The organism is Duganella sp. 3397 (assembly GCF_031456625.1).
In the GTDB taxonomy this organism is placed as follows: Bacteria; Pseudomonadota; Gammaproteobacteria; order Burkholderiales; family Burkholderiaceae_D; genus Rugamonas; species Rugamonas phyllosphaerae.
On record NZ_JAVDVB010000012.1, the window covers coordinates 58762 to 78762 of the forward strand.

Annotated in this window: 15 protein-coding genes and 1 other RNA gene; 6 read left to right on the forward strand and 10 right to left on the reverse strand. The window is 66.3% G+C overall.

Features of this window, described 5'->3' with window-relative positions; genetic code table 11:
* Positions 1–11 precede the first annotated feature (11 nt).
* Positions 12–110, forward strand: an RNA gene (gene ffs / locus J2X54_RS25250) — signal recognition particle sRNA small type.
* A gap of 59 nt (positions 111–169) precedes the next feature.
* Here the strand turns inward: ffs and J2X54_RS25255 are convergent.
* Positions 170–835: a hypothetical protein gene (locus J2X54_RS25255; protein WP_070251666.1), complete on the reverse strand. Its 666-nt coding sequence runs from the start codon at positions 833–835 to the stop codon at positions 170–172.
* 175 nt (positions 836–1010) lie between these two features.
* Here J2X54_RS25255 and dnaX point away from each other — a divergent pair, with 175 nt between their 5' ends.
* Genes dnaX through J2X54_RS25275 form a run of 4 tightly spaced genes read left to right on the forward strand, consistent with a single transcriptional unit; the run spans position 1011 to position 5790 of the window.
* Positions 1011–3581, forward strand: a complete 2571-nt coding sequence (dnaX, locus tag J2X54_RS25260; RefSeq protein ID WP_310184571.1) for a DNA polymerase III subunit gamma/tau — start codon at positions 1011–1013, stop codon at positions 3579–3581.
* Between the two features lie 35 nt (positions 3582–3616).
* Positions 3617–3952, forward strand: a complete 336-nt coding sequence (locus tag J2X54_RS25265) for a YbaB/EbfC family nucleoid-associated protein (RefSeq protein ID WP_070245891.1) — start codon at positions 3617–3619, stop codon at positions 3950–3952.
* A gap of 12 nt (positions 3953–3964) precedes the next feature.
* Positions 3965–4555, forward strand: coding sequence for a recombination mediator RecR (gene recR / locus J2X54_RS25270; protein WP_070245892.1), 591 nt, complete (start codon positions 3965–3967; stop codon positions 4553–4555).
* Complete coding sequence (locus tag J2X54_RS25275; RefSeq protein ID WP_310184574.1) at positions 4552–5790, forward strand: CaiB/BaiF CoA-transferase family protein; 1239 nt, start codon at positions 4552–4554, stop codon at positions 5788–5790. The genes recR and J2X54_RS25275 overlap by 4 nt, the downstream gene beginning before the upstream one ends.
* A 14-nt stretch (positions 5791–5804) precedes the next feature.
* Here J2X54_RS25275 and J2X54_RS25280 read toward each other — a convergent pair whose 3' ends face one another.
* The 3 genes from J2X54_RS25280 to J2X54_RS25290 form a co-directional block, all read right to left on the reverse strand.
* Complete coding sequence (locus J2X54_RS25280) at positions 5805–6884, reverse strand: hypothetical protein (protein WP_310184575.1); 1080 nt, start codon at positions 6882–6884, stop codon at positions 5805–5807.
* A gap of 113 nt (positions 6885–6997) precedes the next feature.
* A complete protein-coding gene (locus J2X54_RS25285) occupies positions 6998–9157 on the reverse strand; it encodes an EAL domain-containing protein (RefSeq protein ID WP_310184632.1) in 2160 nt (719 codons plus the stop codon).
* A 2-nt stretch (positions 9158–9159) separates the two neighbouring features.
* Entirely contained in the window at positions 9160–12096 is a 2937-nt protein-coding gene (locus J2X54_RS25290; protein ID WP_310184577.1) for a response regulator, read from the reverse strand.
* A 174-nt stretch (positions 12097–12270) separates the two neighbouring features.
* Between J2X54_RS25290 and J2X54_RS25295 the strand changes: the two genes are divergently transcribed.
* The gene (locus J2X54_RS25295; protein ID WP_310184579.1) at positions 12271–13497 is read left to right on the forward strand and encodes a glycosyltransferase; all 1227 of its coding nucleotides are present in this window, start codon (positions 12271–12273) and stop codon (positions 13495–13497) included.
* Positions 13498–13573: 76 nt separating this feature from the next.
* On the opposite strand, the gene J2X54_RS25300 is transcribed toward J2X54_RS25295, so the two are convergent.
* The 6 genes from J2X54_RS25300 to J2X54_RS25325 all read right to left on the reverse strand — a co-directional run bounded on the left by J2X54_RS25300 (position 13574) and on the right by J2X54_RS25325 (position 19825).
* The gene (locus J2X54_RS25300; protein WP_070247062.1) at positions 13574–14557 is read right to left on the reverse strand and encodes a PEP-CTERM sorting domain-containing protein; all 984 of its coding nucleotides are present in this window, start codon (positions 14555–14557) and stop codon (positions 13574–13576) included.
* A 145-nt stretch (positions 14558–14702) separates the two neighbouring features.
* Positions 14703–15383 carry an acyltransferase gene (locus tag J2X54_RS25305; RefSeq protein ID WP_310184581.1) on the reverse strand — a complete coding sequence of 227 codons (681 nt, stop codon included), beginning with the start codon at positions 15381–15383 and terminating at the stop codon, positions 14703–14705.
* A 13-nt stretch (positions 15384–15396) separates the two neighbouring features.
* Complete coding sequence (locus J2X54_RS25310) at positions 15397–16554, reverse strand: nitroreductase family protein (RefSeq protein WP_310184582.1); 1158 nt, start codon at positions 16552–16554, stop codon at positions 15397–15399.
* Positions 16551–17420, reverse strand: a complete 870-nt coding sequence (locus J2X54_RS25315; RefSeq protein WP_310184584.1) for a ThiF family adenylyltransferase — start codon at positions 17418–17420, stop codon at positions 16551–16553. The genes J2X54_RS25310 and J2X54_RS25315 overlap by 4 nt, the downstream gene beginning before the upstream one ends.
* Before the next feature lie 126 nt (positions 17421–17546).
* The gene (locus tag J2X54_RS25320) at positions 17547–17747 is read right to left on the reverse strand and encodes a YbdD/YjiX family protein (RefSeq protein WP_019922558.1); all 201 of its coding nucleotides are present in this window, start codon (positions 17745–17747) and stop codon (positions 17547–17549) included.
* A gap of 2 nt (positions 17748–17749) precedes the next feature.
* Positions 17750–19825, reverse strand: a complete 2076-nt coding sequence (locus tag J2X54_RS25325) for a carbon starvation CstA family protein (RefSeq protein WP_070247065.1) — start codon at positions 19823–19825, stop codon at positions 17750–17752.
* Positions 19826–20001: the final 176 nt, after the last annotated feature.

A 20001-nucleotide genomic window follows, 5' to 3' on the forward strand; every position in this document is an offset into this window, starting at 1 on the left:
TAATGAGCGCTGGCGGGCCCCTGCGCATTGTGGCATGGCTAACCTGGTCAGGTCGGGAACGAAGCAGCCACGGCCGTTAACCATAAGTGCCGCAGATCAGGCTCGCCTCCTCATTGCTAAAAAAGCTGCCCTCGGGCAGCTTTTTTTATACCCATCATTCGGCGCAGGTTTACTCGTCGCGCAATTCCGCCTCCAGCGGCCGCTCCGACACCACCATCAACGGGTTGGCCTTCATCAGCGCCGCGTCCGGCTTCAGGATGATCATATTCCTGGCATTGGTCTTGTACTCGGTGGCGCCCACCTTCAGCGTGGCCGGTTTGGCAAACTTGAACACCACCACGTCCACGCTGGGCGCGAACCAGCGCATGGCGCCGGCCATATTCTTGATCGCATTGTTCATCTGGCCCACGCTGCCCATGATGGTGGCGTAGTTCCATTGCAGGCCGGCCGGCAGCACCACCAGGCCTTCGTAGCCGATCGCCGATTTCTCGCCGTCCGCCATGGTGGTGACGATGCGGGTGGCGCCGTCCATCCAGCGCGGATTGGGCGCGCCGAAGTCGAGCCGGTAATCGGGCGTGAGCGGCGGCAGGGGCTGGCGCTCGGCGCCGCTGACCACGACCAGCACCACGTCCTGCGGCTTGATGTCCTTGTTGACCGGCCGCACACTAATATAGAGCTTGATCTTGTCGCGCTCGGCGGCCGGTACCGCGTAGAAGCGGTCGATGCGCAGGCCTTCGACCATCGATTTGTAGTTGGCCCACTCGCGCTCGGCAGCGTGCGAGGGCAGGGCGATGGCCGACAAGGCCAGCAGGGACAGCAGGGCAAATTTCTTCATGGGTGTCTGGATGGGGCGAAAGGACAATTGTAAGCGAGAATGGGCAGCCTGCGAGGGGGGCACGGGTGGGTACGGGTGGGCCGCTGGCCGGCCGCGCGCCGTATCTAATCTGGCCCCGAGTTGCTACAATTGCCGCTTCGCGCTTAGTAACCGCTATCTACGGTAAAATCTTAGTATGTCCTATCAAGTCCTCGCCCGTAAATACCGTCCCAAGAACTTCGAAACGCTCGTCGGCCAGGAGCACGTCGTGCGCGCGCTCACGCATGCGCTGCACAGCGGCCGCCTGCACCACGCCTACCTGTTCACCGGTACCCGGGGCGTCGGCAAGACCACGCTCTCGCGCATCCTGGCCAAGTCGCTCAATTGCATCGGCCCGGACGGCAACGGCGGCATCACCGCCACCCCGTGCGGCGTGTGCGAGGCGTGCACGGCGATCGACGCCGGCCGCTTTGTCGACTACATCGAGATGGATGCGGCATCGAATCGCGGCGTGGACGAGATGGCGCAGTTGCTGGAGCAAGCGGTCTATGCGCCGAGCAATGCGCGCTTCAAGGTCTATATGATCGACGAGGTGCACATGCTCACCAACCACGCGTTCAATTCCATGCTCAAGACGCTGGAAGAGCCGCCCGAGCACGTGAAATTCATCCTGGCCACCACTGACCCGCAGAAAATCCCGGTCACGGTGCTGTCGCGCTGCCTGCAGTTCAACCTCAAGCAGATGCCGCCCGGCCATATCATCAGTCACCTGGAAAACATCCTGGGCCAGGAAGGCATCACCTTCGAGCAACCGGCCTTGCGCTTGCTGGCTGCCGGCGCCCACGGTTCGATGCGCGACGCGCTCTCGCTGACCGACCAGGCGATTGCCTACGCGGCCGGGGAAGTGACGCTCGACGCGGTGCAGGGCATGCTCGGTGCGCTCGACCAGTCCTACCTGGTTCGCCTGCTCGACGCGCTGGCCAAACAGGACGGCACCGACTTGCTGGCGGTGGCCGACGAAATGGCTACCCGCAGCCTGTCGTACAACGGTGCGCTGCAAGACCTGGGCACCTTGTTGCACCGTATCGCGCTGGCGCAGACCGTGCCGGCGGCCTTGCCCGACGACTTGCCCGAGTACGCCGACATCGTGCGCCTGGCCGGCCTGTTCGAGGCCGAGGAAGTGCAGCTGTACTACCAGATCGCGGTGCACGGCCGTAACGAACTGGGCCTGGCGCCCGACGAATACGCGGGCTTTTCGATGACCTTGCTGCGCATGCTGGCCTTTCGGCCCGGCGTAGGCGGCGCCGAGGGGCAGCCGGCGGCTGCCCCAGCGCTGTCGCGCCCGGCCGGGGTGGCTGCTGCGCGTGCTGCGGCCGGTGCGGGGGCTTCTGCTGCGCCGCCAGCGCGGGCCGCCGCCAATATCCAGGCCAGCCACGCCAGCGTGACGCCGCAGGCGGTGATTGCGGGCGCCGCTGCCATGGCGCGCGGCGAGGCGCCGCCGTCGGTGCCTGTCCCGGCTTCGGCACCTGTCCAGGCCTCGGCGTCGCTGCCGGTGCGGGCGCCGGCGCCAGCCATGGCTGCACCCGCGCCTGTGCCAGCCCCGGCTCCGTCTTCGACCCCGGCCCCTGCTGCCAGCGCCATGGCGCCCGCCGCCGCTGCGACCGCGCCCGCCGCCCCGGTCAGCCCGGCGCGGGCAGCGATCAACGCCGCGCTGGAAGCGGCGCGGGCAGCCTCGCGCCCACCTGGCAGCCGTTCGCTGGCGCAGCCCGCTGCCGCAGCGGCTCCCTCAGGTGCATCCGCCGCTGCAGCGGCAGCGGTGTCCGCCCCGCCGGCCGTACCTGCGCCTGCGCCGCACCGCAATGCCATGGCCGCGCCAGCTACTGCCCATCCGGCTGCGGGCGCCGGCCACGGTGCGCCGGTCGCCAGCACCGCCGCGCGCCCGGCGCCGTGGGAAGACATGCCGGCCGCTGCCGGCGGCGCCGCCGTGCTGGAAGCACCGGCGCGCCAGGTAGCCCAGTCAGCCGCGCCCGTGATGGCGCCACCAGCGCAGCAGTACCATGAAGAGCAGGCCAGCGACGACGACATGCCGTCGTGGGTGACCGAGTTTTCCGATGACAGCGCGATCGCCGCACCGCAGTCGTCACCGATGGCGCCGCTGTCCTCGCCGATGGCGCCGCCAACGTCGTCCTATGCCACCTCGTCACCAGCACCAGCACCAGCGGCGCAATCGGCGCAAGCGGCGCACGCCGGCTATGCCGACGAGCAGCAAATCGTCATGCCGGCGCGCGCCGCGCCCGGACCGGCCAAGGCGCCATATGCCTACGTGGTCACGCCGGTGCCGGCGCTGGACTGGGACGGCAACTGGCCGGCCGTGGCTGCCGCCTTGCCGCTGCGCGGCGTGGCGCAGCAACTGGCCATGCAGGCCGAACTGATCACTTGCAGCACCGATGGCAATGCCGTCGTGTTCAACCTGCGCGTGCCGATCGAAACCTGGCGCACGCCGGGCAACGTCGACAAACTGACTGCGGCGCTGTCCGAACGGTTTGGCCGCGCAGTGCGCGTCGATACCGAGCTGGGCCCGGTCTGGTACACGGCCAGCGCCGAGGCGCAAGCGTTCCGCGCCGCCTGCCAGCGCGCTGCCGAAGAGATCATCGCCAACGACCCGCTGGTCAACCGCATGCTGACCGAGTTCGATGCCTGGGTGGTACCCGGCTCCATCGTGCCGCCGCAGCCTCAAAACTCCCAGGCTACGCCAGCTGCAGCCTGACCACCCCTTATTATTTCAACACGGAGAGACCTATCATGATGAAGAACCAAATCGCAGGCTTGATGAAGCAAGCCCAGGCCATGCAGGACAATATGAAAAAGGCCCAGGACGAACTGGCCCAGATCGAAGTCGAAGGCCAGTCGGGCGCCGGCCTGGTCAAGGTCGTAATGACCTGCAAAAACGACGTCAAGCGCGTCTCCATCGATCCGTCGCTACTGGCCGATGACAAGGACATGCTGGAAGACCTGGTCGCTGCCGCCTTCAACGACGCCGTGCGCAAGGCAGAAGCCACTTCGGCCGAAAAAATGAGCGGCATGACCGCCGGCATGAACATCCCCGGCCTGCCAGCCGGCTTCAAGATGCCTTTCTAAGCAAGTATCTGCATGTCCAAGTCGCTGGAATTTCTGACCGAAGCGCTGCGCCGTTTGCCCGGCGTGGGGCCGAAGTCGGCGCAGCGGATGGCCTTCCATCTGCTGCAGCACGACCGCGAAGGCGCGGACATGCTCTCGCGAGCATTGCACCAGGCGGTCAACGCCGTGCATCACTGCGCGCTGTGTAACACCTTTACCGAAGAAGACGTCTGCGACCTGTGCCTGGACGACGCCCGCGACCGCCGCCTGCTGTGCGTGGTGGAAACGCCGGCCGACCAGCTGATGATCGAGCAGACGCTGACCTATAAAGGCCTGTACTTCGTGCTGATGGGCCGGCTCTCGCCGCTCGACGGCATCGGCCCCAAGGACATCCACCTGGAAAAGCTGATCGCCCGCGCGGCGGACGGCCTGGTCACCGAAGTGGTGCTGGCCACCAATTTCACCAACGAAGGCGAAGCTACCGCCCACTACATCAGCGAAATGCTCAAGGCGCGCGGTTTGCAGGTGAGCCGGCTGGCGCGCGGCGTGCCGATGGGTGGTGAACTCGAATACGTGGACGCCGGCACCATCGCCCGCGCCATGCTGGACCGAAGGACGACATGAGCGACAACTTGGGCGACAAGCAAGCCGCCGCCACGGCATTGCCGCTGGCAGGCATCAAGGTACTGGAACTGGGCACGCTGATCGCGGGCCCTTTTTGTGGGCGCATGCTGGCCGAGTTCGGCGCCGAGGTGATCAAGATCGAAGCGCCCGGCGATGGCGACCCGATCCGCAAGTGGCGCGTGCTCAAGGACGGTACATCGCTGTGGTGGTCGGTGCAGGCGCGCAATAAAAAATCGCTGACCCTGAACATGAAACACGCGCGCGGCCGGACCATTGCGCGCCAGTTGGCGTTGGAAGCCGACATCATCGTCGAAAACTACCGCCCGGGCGTGCTGGAAAAATGGGAGCTCGGCTACGAGCAACTGAAGGCGATTAATCCCGCTACCATCATGGTGCGGCTGTCGGGCTTTGGCCAGACCGGCCCGATGAAGGACTTGCCTGGCTTTGGCGCCATCGGTGAATCGATGGGCGGCTTGCGCTACGTGAGCGGCCATGCCGACCGCCCGCCGGTGCGGGTGGGCGTGTCGATCGGCGACTCGGTGGCGGCCCTGCACGGCGTGATCGGCGCCATGATGGCGCTACGCCACCGCGATACCACCGGCGGCAAGCTCAAGGGCGAAGGCCAGATGGTGGACGTGGCGCTGTACGAATCGGTGTTCAACCTGATGGAGTCGCTGGTGCCGGAGTTCGACCATGCCGGCGTGGTGCGCGAGCGCACCGGTGGCGCCTTGCCCGGCATCGTGCCCTCGAACACCTACACCACCCGCGATGGCGAAAACATCGTCATTGCCGGCAATGGCGACGCGATTTTCAAGCGCCTGATGCTGGCCATGGGCCGCATCGACCTGGCCGGCGACGCCCAGCTGGCGCGCAACGATGGCCGGGTGCAACGTACCGAGGAAATCGACGCCGCCATCCAGGCCTGGTGCGACGGACACGACATCGACAGCGCGCTGGCCGTGCTGCAGGCAGCAGACGTACCGGCCGGCAAAATCTACTCGGTGCGCGACATGATGACCGACCCGCAATTTCTCGCGCGCGAGATGTTCGAGCAGCACCAGTTTGCCGACGGCACGCCGATCAAGCTGCCGGCGATTTCTCCCAAGCTGTCGGCCACGCCGGGCCGCACGCAGTGGATCGGCCCCACCCTGGGCCAGCACAACGACGAAGTGCTGCGCGCGCTCGGCTACGGCGACGCCGAGATCGCCGCCATGCGTGAGGATGGCGTGCTTTAGTTTTAATTTTTAGTCTATTTTGAGGCGTACAACAGCGCCACCTCGATGCGCGCGCTGGCATGGTCGTCGCGGAAATGGCAACTGGCCGCGCCGTGCGCCAGCCGGGCGTCGAACAGCACCGCGCGGTTTCGCCGGTAGGGGATGTGGCGGGTGCGGCCATCCTGGTCGCGCACCACCATGCCGCCGCCAGCCGGCTCGAGGTTGGCCGTATCGGGCGTGAGCCAGAGCTGCACCTTGTATCCTTCCACCGCGCCGTGCAGCGACTCGCCCGGCAGGCGCGGCGGATGCTTGCCCGCCCGGATGTTCAATAACTGCCGTCCATCGTCGAACACGCCCTGCGCCACCTGCACCAGCAGCGGGCAATTGAAGCCGTGGTCGTAGCTGGCGCCCAGCCGGCCATGGCCTTGTTCGGCGAACCAGATCGTCGATTGCACGCAGAACCGCCACAGCTCGTCCAGCGCCTGTTCCGATAAAAAATCGTCGATGACGGTGATGCCGTGCGCCGGCTGTGAGCGCCGTGCGGCCGCCAAGGCGTGGCTGGAAAACGGCTGCGCCACGCACGGCGTGGGGCGCAGGTGGATGATGCGGTCGTAGGCCTCGTCGATGGCGTCCTGCTCGTCGGTGCTCAGCAGTGCACGGCGGTCGGGCCGGGCGGGGGCGTGGCGGGTGAACTGGCGGTTTTCGAAGCGAGTTTCGAGCCGCGCGGCCAGCCGGCGATAGCGCGCGATTATCGGTGGAAAAGCGTCGCCCAGCACGCCCAGCTGGTGCAAATAGGCCAGCTGGGCGGCATCGTGGCGCAGCCGGTGGCTGGTCACGGCAACGTCGTGGAGCGCCAGCAGGCGCTCTGCCAGCATGCCGGGGTACCAGCGGCTGCCACGGCGCAGCGCCGTGTGCATGGCGTGGTAGCTGGCCGCCAGCTGATGCTGGCGCCCACGCGCGGCTTCGCGCGACAACGCGGCCAGCGCTGCCAGGGCCCCCGGCGCATCGTCGGCGTGGCGCGCGTGCCAGAATACGAACGCTTCCTCGAAACGGTGGCGTTCGATCAGCGCGGTGGCGAAGTCGGTGGTGAAGCTGGCGGCGGGGTTGGCAGACATGATCAAGCCATCTTATGCGCTGGCGCACGCTGCCTTCTGTGCTCAATCAATGCGCGGCGCGGAACCAATTGTCGCGATGATGGTCACCGGCGAGCCCGGTCAAGGCTCTGTGCTCACGAGGCGGCAATCGCCGCCGCCGCGCCATCGCCCAGCATCTGCGCGATGATTTCTGGCGGCGACGGCCGCCCCAGGTGGTAGCCCTGGGCCAGGTCGCAGCCATATTCCTCCAGCAGCACCAGCTGTTCGCCGGTTTCCACGCCCTCGGCCACCACCGCCAGCTTGAGGCCGTGCGCCATGGCGATGATGGCGCGCGTGATGGCGGCGTTTTCGGAATCCTGCGGCAGACCGCTGATGAAACTCTTGTCGATTTTTAACGCGCGGACGTTGAAGCGCTTTAAATAGTTCATCGACGAGTAGCCGGTGCCGAAGTCGTCGATCGACAGGTACACGCCGATGCCGCGCAACTGCTCGAGCGTGACCATGGTGGCGCGGGCGTCGTCCATCAGCGTGCCTTCGGTCAGTTCCAGTTCCAGCAGGTGAGCGGGCAGGCCGGTATCGTGCAGCGCCGAGAGCACGATCTGGGTCAGGTTCTCGTCCTTGAACTGCTTGGCCGACAGGTTGACCGCCACCCGCAGCGGACGCTGGCCCAGGGCTTGCCAGTCCATGGCCTGGCGGCACGCGGTGCGCAACACCCATTCGCCGATCGGCACGATCAGGCCGGTTTCCTCGGCCAGCGGGATGAACTCGGTGGGCGAGATGATGCCGCGTTCGGGATGGCGCCAGCGCACCAGCGCTTCCACGCCGACGATGCGGGTGCTGGCCACGGCGATCTGCGGCTGGTACAGCAGGTACAGCTCGTCGTTTTGCAGCGCCTTGCGCAAGCCCACTTCCAGCTGCACGTGGCTCATGATCTGCATCGTCAGCGACGAGCTGTAGAGCTTGGCGTTGTTCTTGCCGCAGCTCTTGGCGTGGTACATCGCCGTGTCGGCGAACTTGAGCAGCGAGTTGCAGTCCTCGCCGTCTTCCGGGTACAGCGAAATGCCGATGCTGGCGGTGACGAAAATTTCATGGTCGTCGAGCTGGAACGGCCGCCGCATCGCTTCCTTCACCCGGTGCGCCACGTTGAGGGCGTTTTCCACGCGCTCGAGGTCCGGTATCAGGATGGTGAACTCGTCGCCGCCCAGGCGCGCCAGGTTGCTGATGCCCACCTCGGTGCGCGAGACCAGGTCGCTGGGCCGGGTGGTCTCGCGCAGCCGTTCCGACACCGCCATCAGCAGGTGGTCGCCAACGTCGTGGCCCAGCGTGTCGTTGATGCGCTTGAAGGCGTCGAGGTCCATGAACAGCACCGCGAATTTCTTGTTGCCCTTGCGCGAACGTACCAGTTCGGCTTCCAGGGTTTCCAGGAAGGCCTGGCGATTGGGAATGCCGGTCAGACTGTCGCAGTAGGCCAGGCGGCGGATCTGCTCTTCGGTGCGCTTGCGTTCGCTGATGTCGCGCACCAGGCCCAGCACTTCGCTGGGACCGGTGGCTACCAGCCGCGCCTCGAAGTGGCGCACCGGCGGCGCCACCGCATGTTCGCCGTGGCGCGCCCGCAGCGGCGCCGCGCCGCCGGTGACCGGCAGCTCGTAGTCGAGCGAGCTGATACGCTGAGTCTCGAGCACGGCGCGCACCTTGTCCAGCATGCGCCGGGCGATCTCGGGCGGCAGCACGTCGTTCAGGTGCCGGCCCACGCACAGGTCGCTGGAAAACACGTCGCTGGCTTCGTGGCCCTGTTCGTAGTCGAGGTAGTAGCCGTCCTTGTTCATGCGAAAGAAGGTATCGGGAATGGCGGCCAGCACCGCGCGGTGCTGGGCGTCGGCGATGCGCAGGCGGGTAATCGCATCGGACGCGCGCAGCACGTACAGCACGCGGTGGCCGAGGATGGGCCAGTTGATCGGCTTCGAGACGAAATCGGTGGCGCCCGCTTCGTAAGCGCGGGTGACCGATTCGAGTTCGTCGCCGCCGGTGACCATGATGATGGGTGCGACCGGGTGGGTTTCCAGGCGGCGCATTTCGCGGCAGACCGTAAAGCCATCCATGCCGGGCATTTCCACGTCGAGCAGCACCAGGTCGGGCGCCAATTCCTGGTAGCGCGCCAGCGCCTGCACGCCATCGACGGCTTCCACCGCGTCCAGGCCGACCTGGGACAGCATTTCCAGCATCAACAGGCGCATCACGGGATCGTCGTCGGCCACCAGGACCAGGCCGCGTGTACGGGGTGGGGGAGTTGCCATCATCAGGTTTCCTTTTCCAGCAAAGCGCCCAATGCCTGCCGCACGGCCTGGAACGAGCTTTCCATGTCCGCCAGCAGCTCGGCGGCGCCGGTGGTGGTGTTGTTGCGGCCCAGTTGTTCCATGTCCTTGCAGCGCTGCGACAAGGCCAGCGCGCCGACGTTGGCGCTGCTGCTTTTGAGGGTGTGCGCGGTTTTGCGCAACTGGTCGGTGTTGCCGTCTTCAATCGCCGTGTGCAGCGCCTGCAGGTGCGGCGGGGTGTCGGCCAGGTAGGCGTGCAGCACGCGTTCGAGCAGGGCCGCGCCGTTGCTGGCGCTGAGCGCGCGGATATTGGCCAGCGCCTGGGTGTTGATCATGTTGTCGCCGGTAATGCTGACCGGGGCCGGCGCCAGGACCGGTGCCGCCTGCGCCGGCGGGGGCGGCAGTGGCGCAGCGTCGGCATCCTGCACCGCCAGCAGACCCGGGGCAACGCGCGGCAGACTGATCCAGCGGGCGATGGTCTGGCCCAGCGCCTGCTGGGTGAAGGGCTTGCTCAGGTAGTCATCCATGCCGGCCGCCAGGCACGCTTCGCGGTCGCCCTGCAGGGCGTTGGCGGTGATGGCGATGATCGGCAGGCTGCGCGCGCGGCCCAGCTGTTGTTCGCGGCGGCGGATTTCGGTGGTCGCGGCAAAGCCGTCCATGACCGGCATCTGGCAATCCATCAGCACCAGGTCGAAGTCGCCCGATTGCAGGCTGTGCAGCGCCTCCTGGCCATTGCAGGCGCGGCTCACGTCCAGGCCCAGGCTCTCGAGCATGGCGCTGGCCACTTCGACGTTGACCGGGTTGTCTTCGGCCAGCAAGACCTTGCGGCCGCGGCGCGCGCGGGCCGGCGGGCTGCCGGTGCTGAGCGCGGTCACCGGCGGCGCGGCCGGCGCCACGGCCGGTGTCACGGCAGGTTGTGGCGACAGCATCGCGGACAGGTTGGCGGGCCCATGGGCCGGAGCGCCGTGGCCGGGAAAGCGCAGCGCCGCCGGTGCGGCGCCGGCGCGGCTGAACAGGCAGTAGTGCAAATCGCATTCGCGCGGCGGCTTGATCAACTGAAAAGCGACCCCGGCGGCGCGTTGCTGGATGCTGTCGGCGGCGTCGCGCTCCGTGCTCAGCAGCAGGATGCGCAGGCCCGCCAGGTCCGGTTCGGCGTGAATCGCCGCCGCCAGCGCCAGGCCGCTGGTGCGCGGCAGCGCCATGTCGAGCAGCACGATGTGATAGGGCAGGCCGGCGGCTGCCGCCTGGCGCAGGAAAGGCACGGACTCGGTAGCGGTGGCCGTGGCGGCAGGGACGCGCCAGGTCGCCAGCAGGCGTTCCAGCTCGCTTCTGCTGGTGGGATTGTCATCGACGATCAAGGTGCGGATTCCGTGGGAGGTATGGATGGGATCGTCGGTATCGACGCGCGGCTTGTCGAAATGTACGGCGAACCAGAAGATCGATCCTTGCGTTAAAGCATGATCGACGCCTATCGTTCCTCCCATTAACTCCACCAGCTGCTTCGAGATCGCCAGGCCCAGGCCGGTGCCGCCATGCTTGCGCGTGGTCGAGCCATCGGCCTGCGAGAACGAGTCGAAGATGCGCCCGCGCGCCTCGTTGGACACGCCAATGCCGGTGTCGTGCACTTCGAAGCGCAAGGTCACGCGCTGGGCGTCCTCGGCCGCCACCACCACCTTGACCGTGATCTCGCCGCTGTCGGTAAATTTGACAGCGTTGCCCAGCAAGTTGAAGATCACCTGGCGCAGCCGGTTGGGGTCGCCGCTGATGGCGACCGGGATGTCGCAGGCCACGTTCAGTTCCAGCCGCAGGCCCTTGGCCTGGGCCTGGGGCGAAAACACGTGGTCGATATCGGCCAGCAGGTCGCGGAAATTGAACTGGATGTATTCGACCGTGAGCTTGCCGGCTTCGATCTTGGAAAAGTCGAGGATGTCGTTGATGATCACCAGCAGGTGCTCGCCCGAGCGCTTGACCATGCTGGTGTAGTGGCGCTGCTGTTCCGACAGGCGCGTGGCCAGCAGCAGCTCTGTCATGCCCAGCACGCCGTTCATCGGGGTGCGGATCTCGTGGCTCATGGTGGCCAGGAAGGCGCTCTTCGCCTGGCTGGCGGCCTCGGCCGCGTTCTTGGCTTTTTCCAGCTGCTCGGTGCGCACGCCCACCTGGCGTTCGAGCTGGTCGCGGTACTGGGCCAGGGCGCCGTCGCGCGCCTCCACCTGGGCCAGCATGTCGTTGAAGCTGTCGATCAGCGCACCGAGGTCGTCGCCGCGCTGGTGCAGGATGCGTTCGGTAGGCTGGCCGCGGCTGACCAACTGCGCGGCCGCGATCAGGCGCGCCACCGGTTCCGTCACGCTGCCACGCGAACGGGCGGCAACCAGCAGCGCCGTCATGAAGGCGAGCAGGGCCGCAACGCAGGCGGCACCCAGGCTTTTCAGGATCTCGAACCATACTGGCAAGGCGCTGCGCTCGAGCATGAGCACGCCGCCCGGCTCACCCCGGACCAGGATCGGCCGGACCACCCGATTGACCGGCTGCCACAGCGCGCTGCTGCCACTAATGCTGCTGCCGACGCCGTCGGCTGGCAGCACATCCGGCGCGGCCTGGCCCGGCCGCAAACGCGGTGAACCGTAGCGCGCCAGCAGCGCGCCGTCGCGGTCGTACACGGCTGCTTGCAGCAACTCGCGATCATGGCCGAGCGCCTGCAGTTGCCAGGCGAGCTGCTGGCCGTTGGCGCGCTTGAGCACGCTCTCGCCAGCAGCGCCGAGCACCGCCGCCAGCGTGGTCAGGCGGTCGCGCTCGTTTTCCTGGCCGTGCAGCACCGAGGTGGCGGTAAACGTGAACAACACAAGCAGCAGCGCGCTGCCGGTCGAGAGCATGGAAAGGATGGTCAGTCGCTGGCTGAGGCCAGAACGTTCGTGGCTGGACATTGCGGTGGAACCCTCCAACGGTGGACGCCGAAATCGTCGGCACGGGCGGGCTCATCACTAGTGCCAGTAGGAAAAATATAGGCTTGAGGTCGGGGCGATATTGATCTATATCTAAACAGGGCACGTTTGCGCTATCTCAAACAACACTAGCAAAGGCAACGCAAGCTGATGACGATGGAACGACAAAAAATCCTGTTCATGGCCGAGGCCGTCACCCTGGCGCACGTGGGCCGCCCGCTGGCGCTGGCGCAAGCGCTGGACCCTGGCCGCTATGCGGTGGACGTGGCGTGCGCGCCCGGCTATGACATGTTTTTCAAGGGCAGCAATATCGAACCCTTGCGCTTGCACAGCATTTCCAGCGAGCGTTTTCTGGCGGCGCTGGCGGCAGGCAAACCGGTCTACGATGCGGCCACTTTGCAACAGTACGTGGCGGACGATTTGCGCGTGCTGAACGCGGTGCGGCCGCACGTGGTGGTGGGCGACTTTCGCCTGTCGCTGTCGGTCAGCGCGCGCCTGGCCGGCATTCCGTACATCGGCCTGATCAACGCCTACTGGAGCCCGTACGTGCGCCAGCGCTACCGGGTGCCGGCGTTGCCGCTCGCGCGCGTGCTGCCCATCGCGCTGGCCGACCACCTGTTCCGGCTGGCGCGCCCGCTGGCGTTCGCCTTGCACAGCATGCCGCTCAACCGCGTGCGGCGCGCGCATGGCATGCCGGCGCTGGGGCCCGACCTGCGCCGCGTGTACACCGATGCCGACCACGTGCTGTATGCCGATATTCCGCAAATGTTTCCCGCGACCGCGTTGCCGGACACGCACGCCTACATGGGCGCGGTCACCTGGTCGCCGCCCACGCCGCTACCCGCCTGGTGGCACGAACTTGATGGCGCCAAGCCGGTCGTGTATGTCACGCTGGGCAGCTCTGGCGCCGGCCAGGTGTTGCCACGCGTGTTGCAGGCGCTGGCCGCGCTGCCGGTGACGGTGATCGCCGCCACCGCTGGCGGCGCCAGCCCCAGCGTGGTACCGGCCAATGCGCGGGTGGCGCCTTACCTGCCGGGCGCGGCGGCGGCGCGGCGCGCGCAACTGGTGGTGTGCAACGGCGGCAGTCCCACCTGCCAGCAGGCGCTGGTGGCAGGTGTGCCGGTGCTGGGCATTGCCGGCAATCTCGACCAGTACCTGAACATGGCGGGGGTGGTGGGCTGCGGCGCCGGCCGCCTGTTGCGCTCCGACCGCCTGACCGAGGCGGCGGTGCGCGATGCGGCGCTGGCGCTGCTGGACCAGACCCGGCCCGCCTCGCGGGCGGCGGCGCTGCGGCTGGCGGGACACTTTGCCGGCTACGACGCCGGCCGGCAACTGGCGCTGTTGCTGGACCGGTTGCGGACAGCAGAACAAGCAGCGCCATAAAAAAGGCGGAGCGGGCTGGCACCCGATCCGCCAAAAGCAGCCGCTGGCACGGCGTGAAAACTGGCAATTTATGACATTACGCAGGGCACAGGCCGGCGCCACCGGCCATCTTCGCATCGCTGGCGCCCGATTTACGGCGGGCCAGCGCCAGTCCGGCAAAGCCCAGGGCCATGATGGCCAGCGTGGCCGGTTCGGGCACTGCTTGCGCGGCAAACGATTGCGACGAATCCACTTTCAGGAATGGCACCGTGGTGGGCGTGGTGCCGTCCCACATCATGGTGGGCGTGAAGAACGACGGTACGTTGGTGGTGCCGGTGGTCTTGTCCTGGAAGATCGAGCCGGTCACGATGTCGAGGTAGTTGGCATCGACGTAATCGATCACGAAGCGGGCGTCGAACGAGCCGGTGCCCACGCCGTTGGTGGCCGTAAAGCTGGCGTCGTTGAAGACCAGGTGGCCCGACAGGATGATGATGCCGTCGCCGTCCGTGTCGCCTGGCGACGTGCCGCAGCCGGCCGAGGTGGAGCCGGTGCCATAGCAGGCCACGGTGTTGTTGCCATTGCCGGGCACGGCGGTGCTGCTGCCGGCGCCGGGTGTGATCTGGTCGAAATAGATGGCCAGGTTTTGCACGCCGGCGCGCAGCGGATCGACGTCCATGGCGGCCGACTGCGATGGCGGCAGGGTGAAGTGCGCGGTGGTGGGGGTCTGGAAATCAACTAGCTCCTGGAAGCGCACGACCTTGCTGATCTCGAAGGTCTGGTTAAGGCCGGCAGGGGTGACCAGGGCCGGGACATTGCTGTTGGACATGGTGCCAATCACCATCTGCGAACGCAGTTCGGTCAGGTAAGGCTGGGCGCCATTGGGACCGCCGACGTTAAGGCCGGGAATGAAGCCGGTGGCCAGGCCGGTGTCGGTGACATTGGTCCACAGGTCGGCATAGGTGCTGTAGTTGCCGGTACCGGTCGTGTCGAGCCCGACCACGGGGCCGGCGCTGGCGGTGAGCGGGGCGGCCAGCGCTGCCGCGATCGTTGCGGCGGCCAGCGCGGTTTTGCATGTTTTCATGGTTGCTCCCAGGGTAGGTGGCGCCCGGAAATCGGGGCCATGCCAGCTGTAGAGCAAAAGCCTTGCCAGGTTTGGCGATCGCTTTGGAATCAGGCACTTGCGCGCAGGCGGCCGTGCAAAGCGAAGTGAAGTGTAAAAAATTCCGTCACGGTTCAACCGGTGCAGCAGGCGCAGCTTTCAGGCGTCGCGCCGGTACCCCGCCCCATACCTCGCCGGCACCGATGCGGGTATCCTTGGTTACGACCGCGCCGGCCGAGACGATGGCCCGGTCGCCGATCTGCACGCCCGCCATGATGACCGCCGTGGCGCCGATGGTGACGGTGTCGCCGATCACGACCGCCTTCAGTTCGAGCCGTTCGCCTTCGATCACGTGGGCGAAGATCACGGCGTCGTGGCCGATGACGGTGTTGCTGCCGATGCGCGTGAGTGGCGGATCGAGCAGGGCGCCCGCGCTGTAGGTATTGGCGCCCAGCCGCGCGCCCAGCGCCAGGTACACCAGCCGCATCAACGGCACCGGCACCACGTGCGAACGCACAAGAGAGTTGAACAGCAGCAGGTAGAACAGCATGTTGACGTTGGCCACCAGCTCATGCGGCGAGCCTGGCGCCACGTCGCCTTCGCGCAGCGGCATGACCCTTAGAAACAGGCGGTAGAGCGCAAAGGCATACAGGTACAGCAGCACCACGCCCGCCAGCAACACCAGCACACCGCGAAAGTCGCCCAGCGGCAAGCAGCCGAACGCGGCCGCGCTGGCAACGGCCAGCGCCAGGCTCACGCCCAGCAGGCACAGGAACACAACAATATGACGGGGAGGAATCGCTCGCATGGTGATGAACGCATCATGGCGCGATGATCAGGTCAGCCAGCGGCCGGCGCAGTGACCGCGCCTGTGCCGGCGGCCCGGCGCCGATGCGGCCCATGAACACGGCACGGTCCCAGGCAGCCTTGCCGACCAGGCGTTCGCCGTCGTGGGCCAGGATGGCGGCGCGCTCCTGCATGCCGCGCGTGCCGGAAAATACCCGGCCGTCGCGCACGTAGCGGGAAAAGATCAGCGGCGTCATTTCCGGTTGCAATTGCAGGCCCAGCGCGGTGGCGGTGAGCCAGAAGCGCTGCATGGCGCGCCCGGCGGCCAGGTAGTCGCCGGTGCGGTGCGGACGGATGGGAGCTGCCAGCACGAAGTGGGCGGCGCAGGCCAGGCCGGGAATCAGGTCCATCTGCAAACGCGGCGCCACCGTGCCTGCCAGCCAGGTGTTAAAAAACTCGACACGGCGCCAGTCGTGCATCACCCAGCGCATCATTTTGGCGGTGAAGCGATCGACGCCGAGCGCGCGGTCGGGCATGCGGTCGGCGCTGTGGCGCGCATTCCACTCGATGACGGCCTGGTGCACCTGGTGCGCCTCGGGCATGGTCAGGCGCAGCTTGGCGTTGCGAAACATCAAGCCGGCCGCTGCCGTGCGCTGCCTGCCTTCCAGCCAGCAGACGGTGTAGCCGGCGGGCAGGGTGGCAGTGAGCGCGGCCTTCTCGCTGGCCGTGAGCGGACGGCGGCTCAATGGCAGCCGTTGCACGCTGCGCGTGATAATGTGCGCGGCCAGCGGGTCGGGCGCCAGGCCGGGCTGGTCGATGAATTCGACGGTGAGGGTGGGGCGGTGGGGCGGCGCGTCCGCGTGCGGCGTGATGCGAGTGGCCAGCTCGACAGTGCTGGCGGCAATCGCCATGGTCTCGAGCAGGGCGCCGATCGAGATCTGGCTCGGGTGGCCGTCGAGGTCGTACACGCAATGGTCGCGCGTGTCGTGGCCGTGGACCACCAGCCGGCGCGCGTCGAGTAGCTCGAAACGCCACGGCTGGGTGTTGTCGCCGCTGGGCGCCCAGCGCGCCAGCTCTAAAATGCTTTCCAGCGTGGGGTCGAGTCTGCGCAGCAGCCCGCCCGTGGGCGCGGCGCCGGACATGCCAGCAGGCCTCGAAGCGGCGTCGGCGCTTGCCGCTTGGGGCGGCTTCATGGCGCCGCCCCGGCCATGCGCTTGCGCGCCAGCATCATGGCGATGCGCTGCAAGGGGTGGCGGTTGCCGCCGGGCCGGTAAGTGCGGGTGAGCTTGTTGCGGTAGGCGTCGAACTGGTAGCAATGTGGTGCGGCCAGCACTTCGCCGCGGTTGAGCAGGATCTTGAGCGCTTCGGTGGCGGCTGCGCCGGCGCACAGCTCGCAGCCCATGATGGTGGACGGCCCGCGTTTTTCCGCCAGGTTGATGGTGGAGGGATCGACCAGGTAATCGCCGTGCAGGCCGGCCGGCGCCAGCCCGATCAAAAACCGCAGCGCCTTCTCGCGTTCGGACAAATTACCCCAGCAAAAATATTCCTCGAACGTCATCTCGCCGGGCAGGAAGTTGAGTACGGCGGTGCCCATACCGAGCGGGGCGGCGGTAATGGCTGGAATGTGGCGCGCCGCGCAGGCGGCAAAGGTGGCCTGGCGCGCATCGAAAGCAAAGAAATCGAGGCCATCGACGTACAGGTCCACGCCCAGCAGGAACCGGAGCAGGTTGTCGTCGTTGACACCGTCGGTAAAGCTGACGATGTTGATCTCGGGATTGATGTCGCGCGCCATGCGCACCAGCACGTCGGCCTTCGGTTGCCCCAGCGTAGAGACGGTGGCGCCCACCTGGCGGTTGAAGTTGGCAACGTCGAAGGTATCGAAATCGGCCACGTGAAAATTGCCGATGCCGAGCCGCGCCAGCGTGAGCAAATGCACGCCGCCCACACCGCCGAGCCCGGCAATAGCCACGCGCTTGTCGCGCAACACCGATTGCTCGGCATGGGTGACCCAGCCGATGTTACGGGCAAAGGCGCGTTCGTAAGAAAAAGGGGCTGTCATGGGTCTCCCGGAGTGAGCCATCTGTGTGGCCGAGCTTATTTGACGACGCACGCGCCAAAAAGTTCCGGAAGAAACGAAAAAAAACGGCATTGCGAGCAATGCCGTTTTTATGAGATGGGGCAAGGATCAACAACACCCGCCGCGCTTGCCGGCGCCGCCGTAGCGGGCCTCTTGCCGCTCCTTGAAAAACTCCTCGTACGTCATCACCGGCTCACCCGGGTGGGTGACCTCCCGGTGGCTGACATACGTGTCGTAATCAGGCAGGCCCATCATCAGGCGCATGCTCTGCCCGAGGTAACGGCCGGCCTTGGCGATGTCGCCTAACATGATTACCCCTTCGCCAGCACGAGTGGACTTTCGTTCACCGTCGGCAAGCTGTTGGCGCGCGCCTTCATCACGGTGCGGATACCGAACACCAGCACGCTCAGCACGACGATCACGAAGAAGCCGGCCAGGCCCGCGTCGAGGTAATCGTTGAAGACCACCTGCTGCATCTGCGCCATCGACTTGGCCGGGGCCAAAATCTTGCCTTCGTCAATCGCGGCCTGGTACTTCGACGCATGGGCCAGGAAACCGATTTTCGGATCGGCATGGAACATTTTCTGCCAGCCGGCCGTCAGCGTGCACAGCAGCAGCCAGATGGTTGGCACGATGGTCACCCACGCGTACTGGCCGCGCTTCATCTTGAACAGCACGCAGGTGCCCAGCATCAGTGCAATGGCCGCCAGCATCTGGTTGGCAATACCGAACAGTGGCCACAAGGTGTTGATGCCGCCCAGCGGATCGACCACGCCCTGGTACAGGAAATAACCCCACGCCGCCACGCACAGGCCGGTAGCGACCAGGTTGGCGAAGGTATTTTCGGTCTGCTTCATGGACGGCACGAAAGCACCGAGCAAGTCTTGCAGCATGAAGCGGCCGGCGCGGGTGCCGGCATCCACCGCGGTCAAAATGAACAGCGCCTCGAACAGGATGGCGAAGTGGTACCAGAACGCCATCATGGCCTGGCCGCCGATCACGTTCGACAGGATGTGCGCCATGCCCACCGCCAGGGTCGGGGCGCCCCCGGCGCGCGAGATGATGCTGTGTTCGCCGACGTCCTTGGCGGTCTGGATCAGCATTTCCGGCGTAACGTAGAAGCCCCATTGCGAAATGGCGGCAGCGGCCGATTCCGGCGTGGTGCCGATCAGCGCGGCCGGGCTGTTCATGGCGAAGTAGATGCCGGGCTCGATGGTCGAGGCGGCCACCAGCGCCATGATGGCCACGAACGATTCCATCAGCATGGCGCCGTAGCCGATGTAGCGGGCATGGGTTTCGTTTTCGATCATCTTGGGCGTGGTGCCCGAGGCGATCAGCGCATGGAAGCCGGACACCGCGCCGCAGGCGATGGTGATGAACAGGAACGGGAACAGGCTGCCCGCCCAGACCGGGCCGGTGCCGTCGATGAACTTGGTCATGGCCGGCATTTTCAGGTACGGCGCGACCACGATGATGCCCACGGCCAGGCCGACGATGGTGCCGATCTTGAGGAAGGTGGACAGGTAGTCACGCGGCGCCAGCAGCAGCCACACCGGCAGCACCGAGGCGACGAAGCCGTAGCCGATCAGCATCCAGGTCAGTTCGGTGCCGGTGAAGTCGAACAGCGGCGCCAAAGCTGGGTGTTCCTGCACGTACTGGCCGCCGAAAATCGCCGCCATCAACAGCACGAAGCCGATGATCGACACTTCGCCGATGCGGCCCACGCGGATAAAGCGCGAGTACACGCCCATGAACAGCGCGATCGGGATGGTGGCAATCACGGTGAAGCTGCCCCACGGCGAGTGCGTCAGGGCCTTTACCACGATCAGCGCCAGCACGGCCAGGATGATCACCATGATCATGAAGGTGCCGAGCAGGGCGATCATGCCGGGAATTTGTCCCAGTTCGGATTTGATCAGGTCGCCCAGCGAGCGGCCGTCGCGGCGCATGGAGATGAACAGGATAATGAAATCCTGCACCGCGCCGGCAAACACCACGCCGGCCAGGATCCACAACATGCCGGGCAGGTAACCCATTTGCGCGGCCAGTACCGGCCCGACCAGGGGGCCGGCGCCGGCAATCGCGGCAAAGTGGTGGCCGAACAGCACGTTCTTGTTGGTGGGAACGTAGTCGAGGCCGTCATTGAGGCGTTGCGCGGGCGTGAGCCGTTTGGCGTCGAGCCCGAGCACGTTCCTGGCGATGTACAGGCTGTAGTAGCGGTAGGCGATTAGATAGACGCACACGGCGGCGATCACGATCCAGATGGCGCTGATCGACTCGCCGCGCTTCAAGGCAATAAAGCCCAGTGCGGACGCGCCGAGCAAGGCGACGACGGCCCAGCCCAGCTTGGCGCCGAGTGTCTGGGGTGCGGTTGGTACAGGTGTCATGCTTCCTCCAAGGAATGGGGTCTGCTCTTGCCAATTCGGCATTGTGGCAGCTTATGGCGAGTATTCACGAATTACATAATTGCAGCAAGCGCAGCATTACGCAGCCGTGTTACGTAGTTCTACGTAGGGGAGTTGGCGTGTGGAGGCGTAAAATCCTGCCAATAGAAAATTCGATG

What these genes read in the sequence shown, in the direction of transcription:
- J2X54_RS25255 (WP_070251666.1), bottom strand. Translation starts at nt 835, where the DNA reads ATGAAGAAATTTGCCCTGCTGTCCCTGCTGGCCTTGTCGGCCATCGCC.
- dnaX (WP_310184571.1), top strand. Translation starts at nt 1,011, where the DNA reads ATGTCCTATCAAGTCCTCGCCCGTAAATACCGTCCCAAGAACTTCGAA.
- J2X54_RS25265 (WP_070245891.1), top strand. Translation starts at nt 3,617, where the DNA reads ATGATGAAGAACCAAATCGCAGGCTTGATGAAGCAAGCCCAGGCCATG.
- recR (WP_070245892.1), top strand. Translation starts at nt 3,965, where the DNA reads ATGTCCAAGTCGCTGGAATTTCTGACCGAAGCGCTGCGCCGTTTGCCC.
- J2X54_RS25275 (WP_310184574.1), top strand. Translation starts at nt 4,552, where the DNA reads ATGAGCGACAACTTGGGCGACAAGCAAGCCGCCGCCACGGCATTGCCG.
- J2X54_RS25280 (WP_310184575.1), bottom strand. Translation starts at nt 6,884, where the DNA reads ATGTCTGCCAACCCCGCCGCCAGCTTCACCACCGACTTCGCCACCGCG.
- J2X54_RS25285 (WP_310184632.1), bottom strand. Translation starts at nt 9,157, where the DNA reads ATGGCAACTCCCCCACCCCGTACACGCGGCCTGGTCCTGGTGGCCGAC.
- J2X54_RS25290 (WP_310184577.1), bottom strand. Translation starts at nt 12,096, where the DNA reads ATGTCCAGCCACGAACGTTCTGGCCTCAGCCAGCGACTGACCATCCTT.
- J2X54_RS25295 (WP_310184579.1), top strand. Translation starts at nt 12,271, where the DNA reads ATGGAACGACAAAAAATCCTGTTCATGGCCGAGGCCGTCACCCTGGCG.
- J2X54_RS25300 (WP_070247062.1), bottom strand. Translation starts at nt 14,557, where the DNA reads ATGAAAACATGCAAAACCGCGCTGGCCGCCGCAACGATCGCGGCAGCG.
- J2X54_RS25305 (WP_310184581.1), bottom strand. Translation starts at nt 15,383, where the DNA reads ATGCGAGCGATTCCTCCCCGTCATATTGTTGTGTTCCTGTGCCTGCTG.
- J2X54_RS25310 (WP_310184582.1), bottom strand. Translation starts at nt 16,554, where the DNA reads ATGAAGCCGCCCCAAGCGGCAAGCGCCGACGCCGCTTCGAGGCCTGCT.
- J2X54_RS25315 (WP_310184584.1), bottom strand. Translation starts at nt 17,420, where the DNA reads ATGACAGCCCCTTTTTCTTACGAACGCGCCTTTGCCCGTAACATCGGC.
- J2X54_RS25320 (WP_019922558.1), bottom strand. Translation starts at nt 17,747, where the DNA reads ATGTTAGGCGACATCGCCAAGGCCGGCCGTTACCTCGGGCAGAGCATG.
- J2X54_RS25325 (WP_070247065.1), bottom strand. Translation starts at nt 19,825, where the DNA reads ATGACACCTGTACCAACCGCACCCCAGACACTCGGCGCCAAGCTGGGC.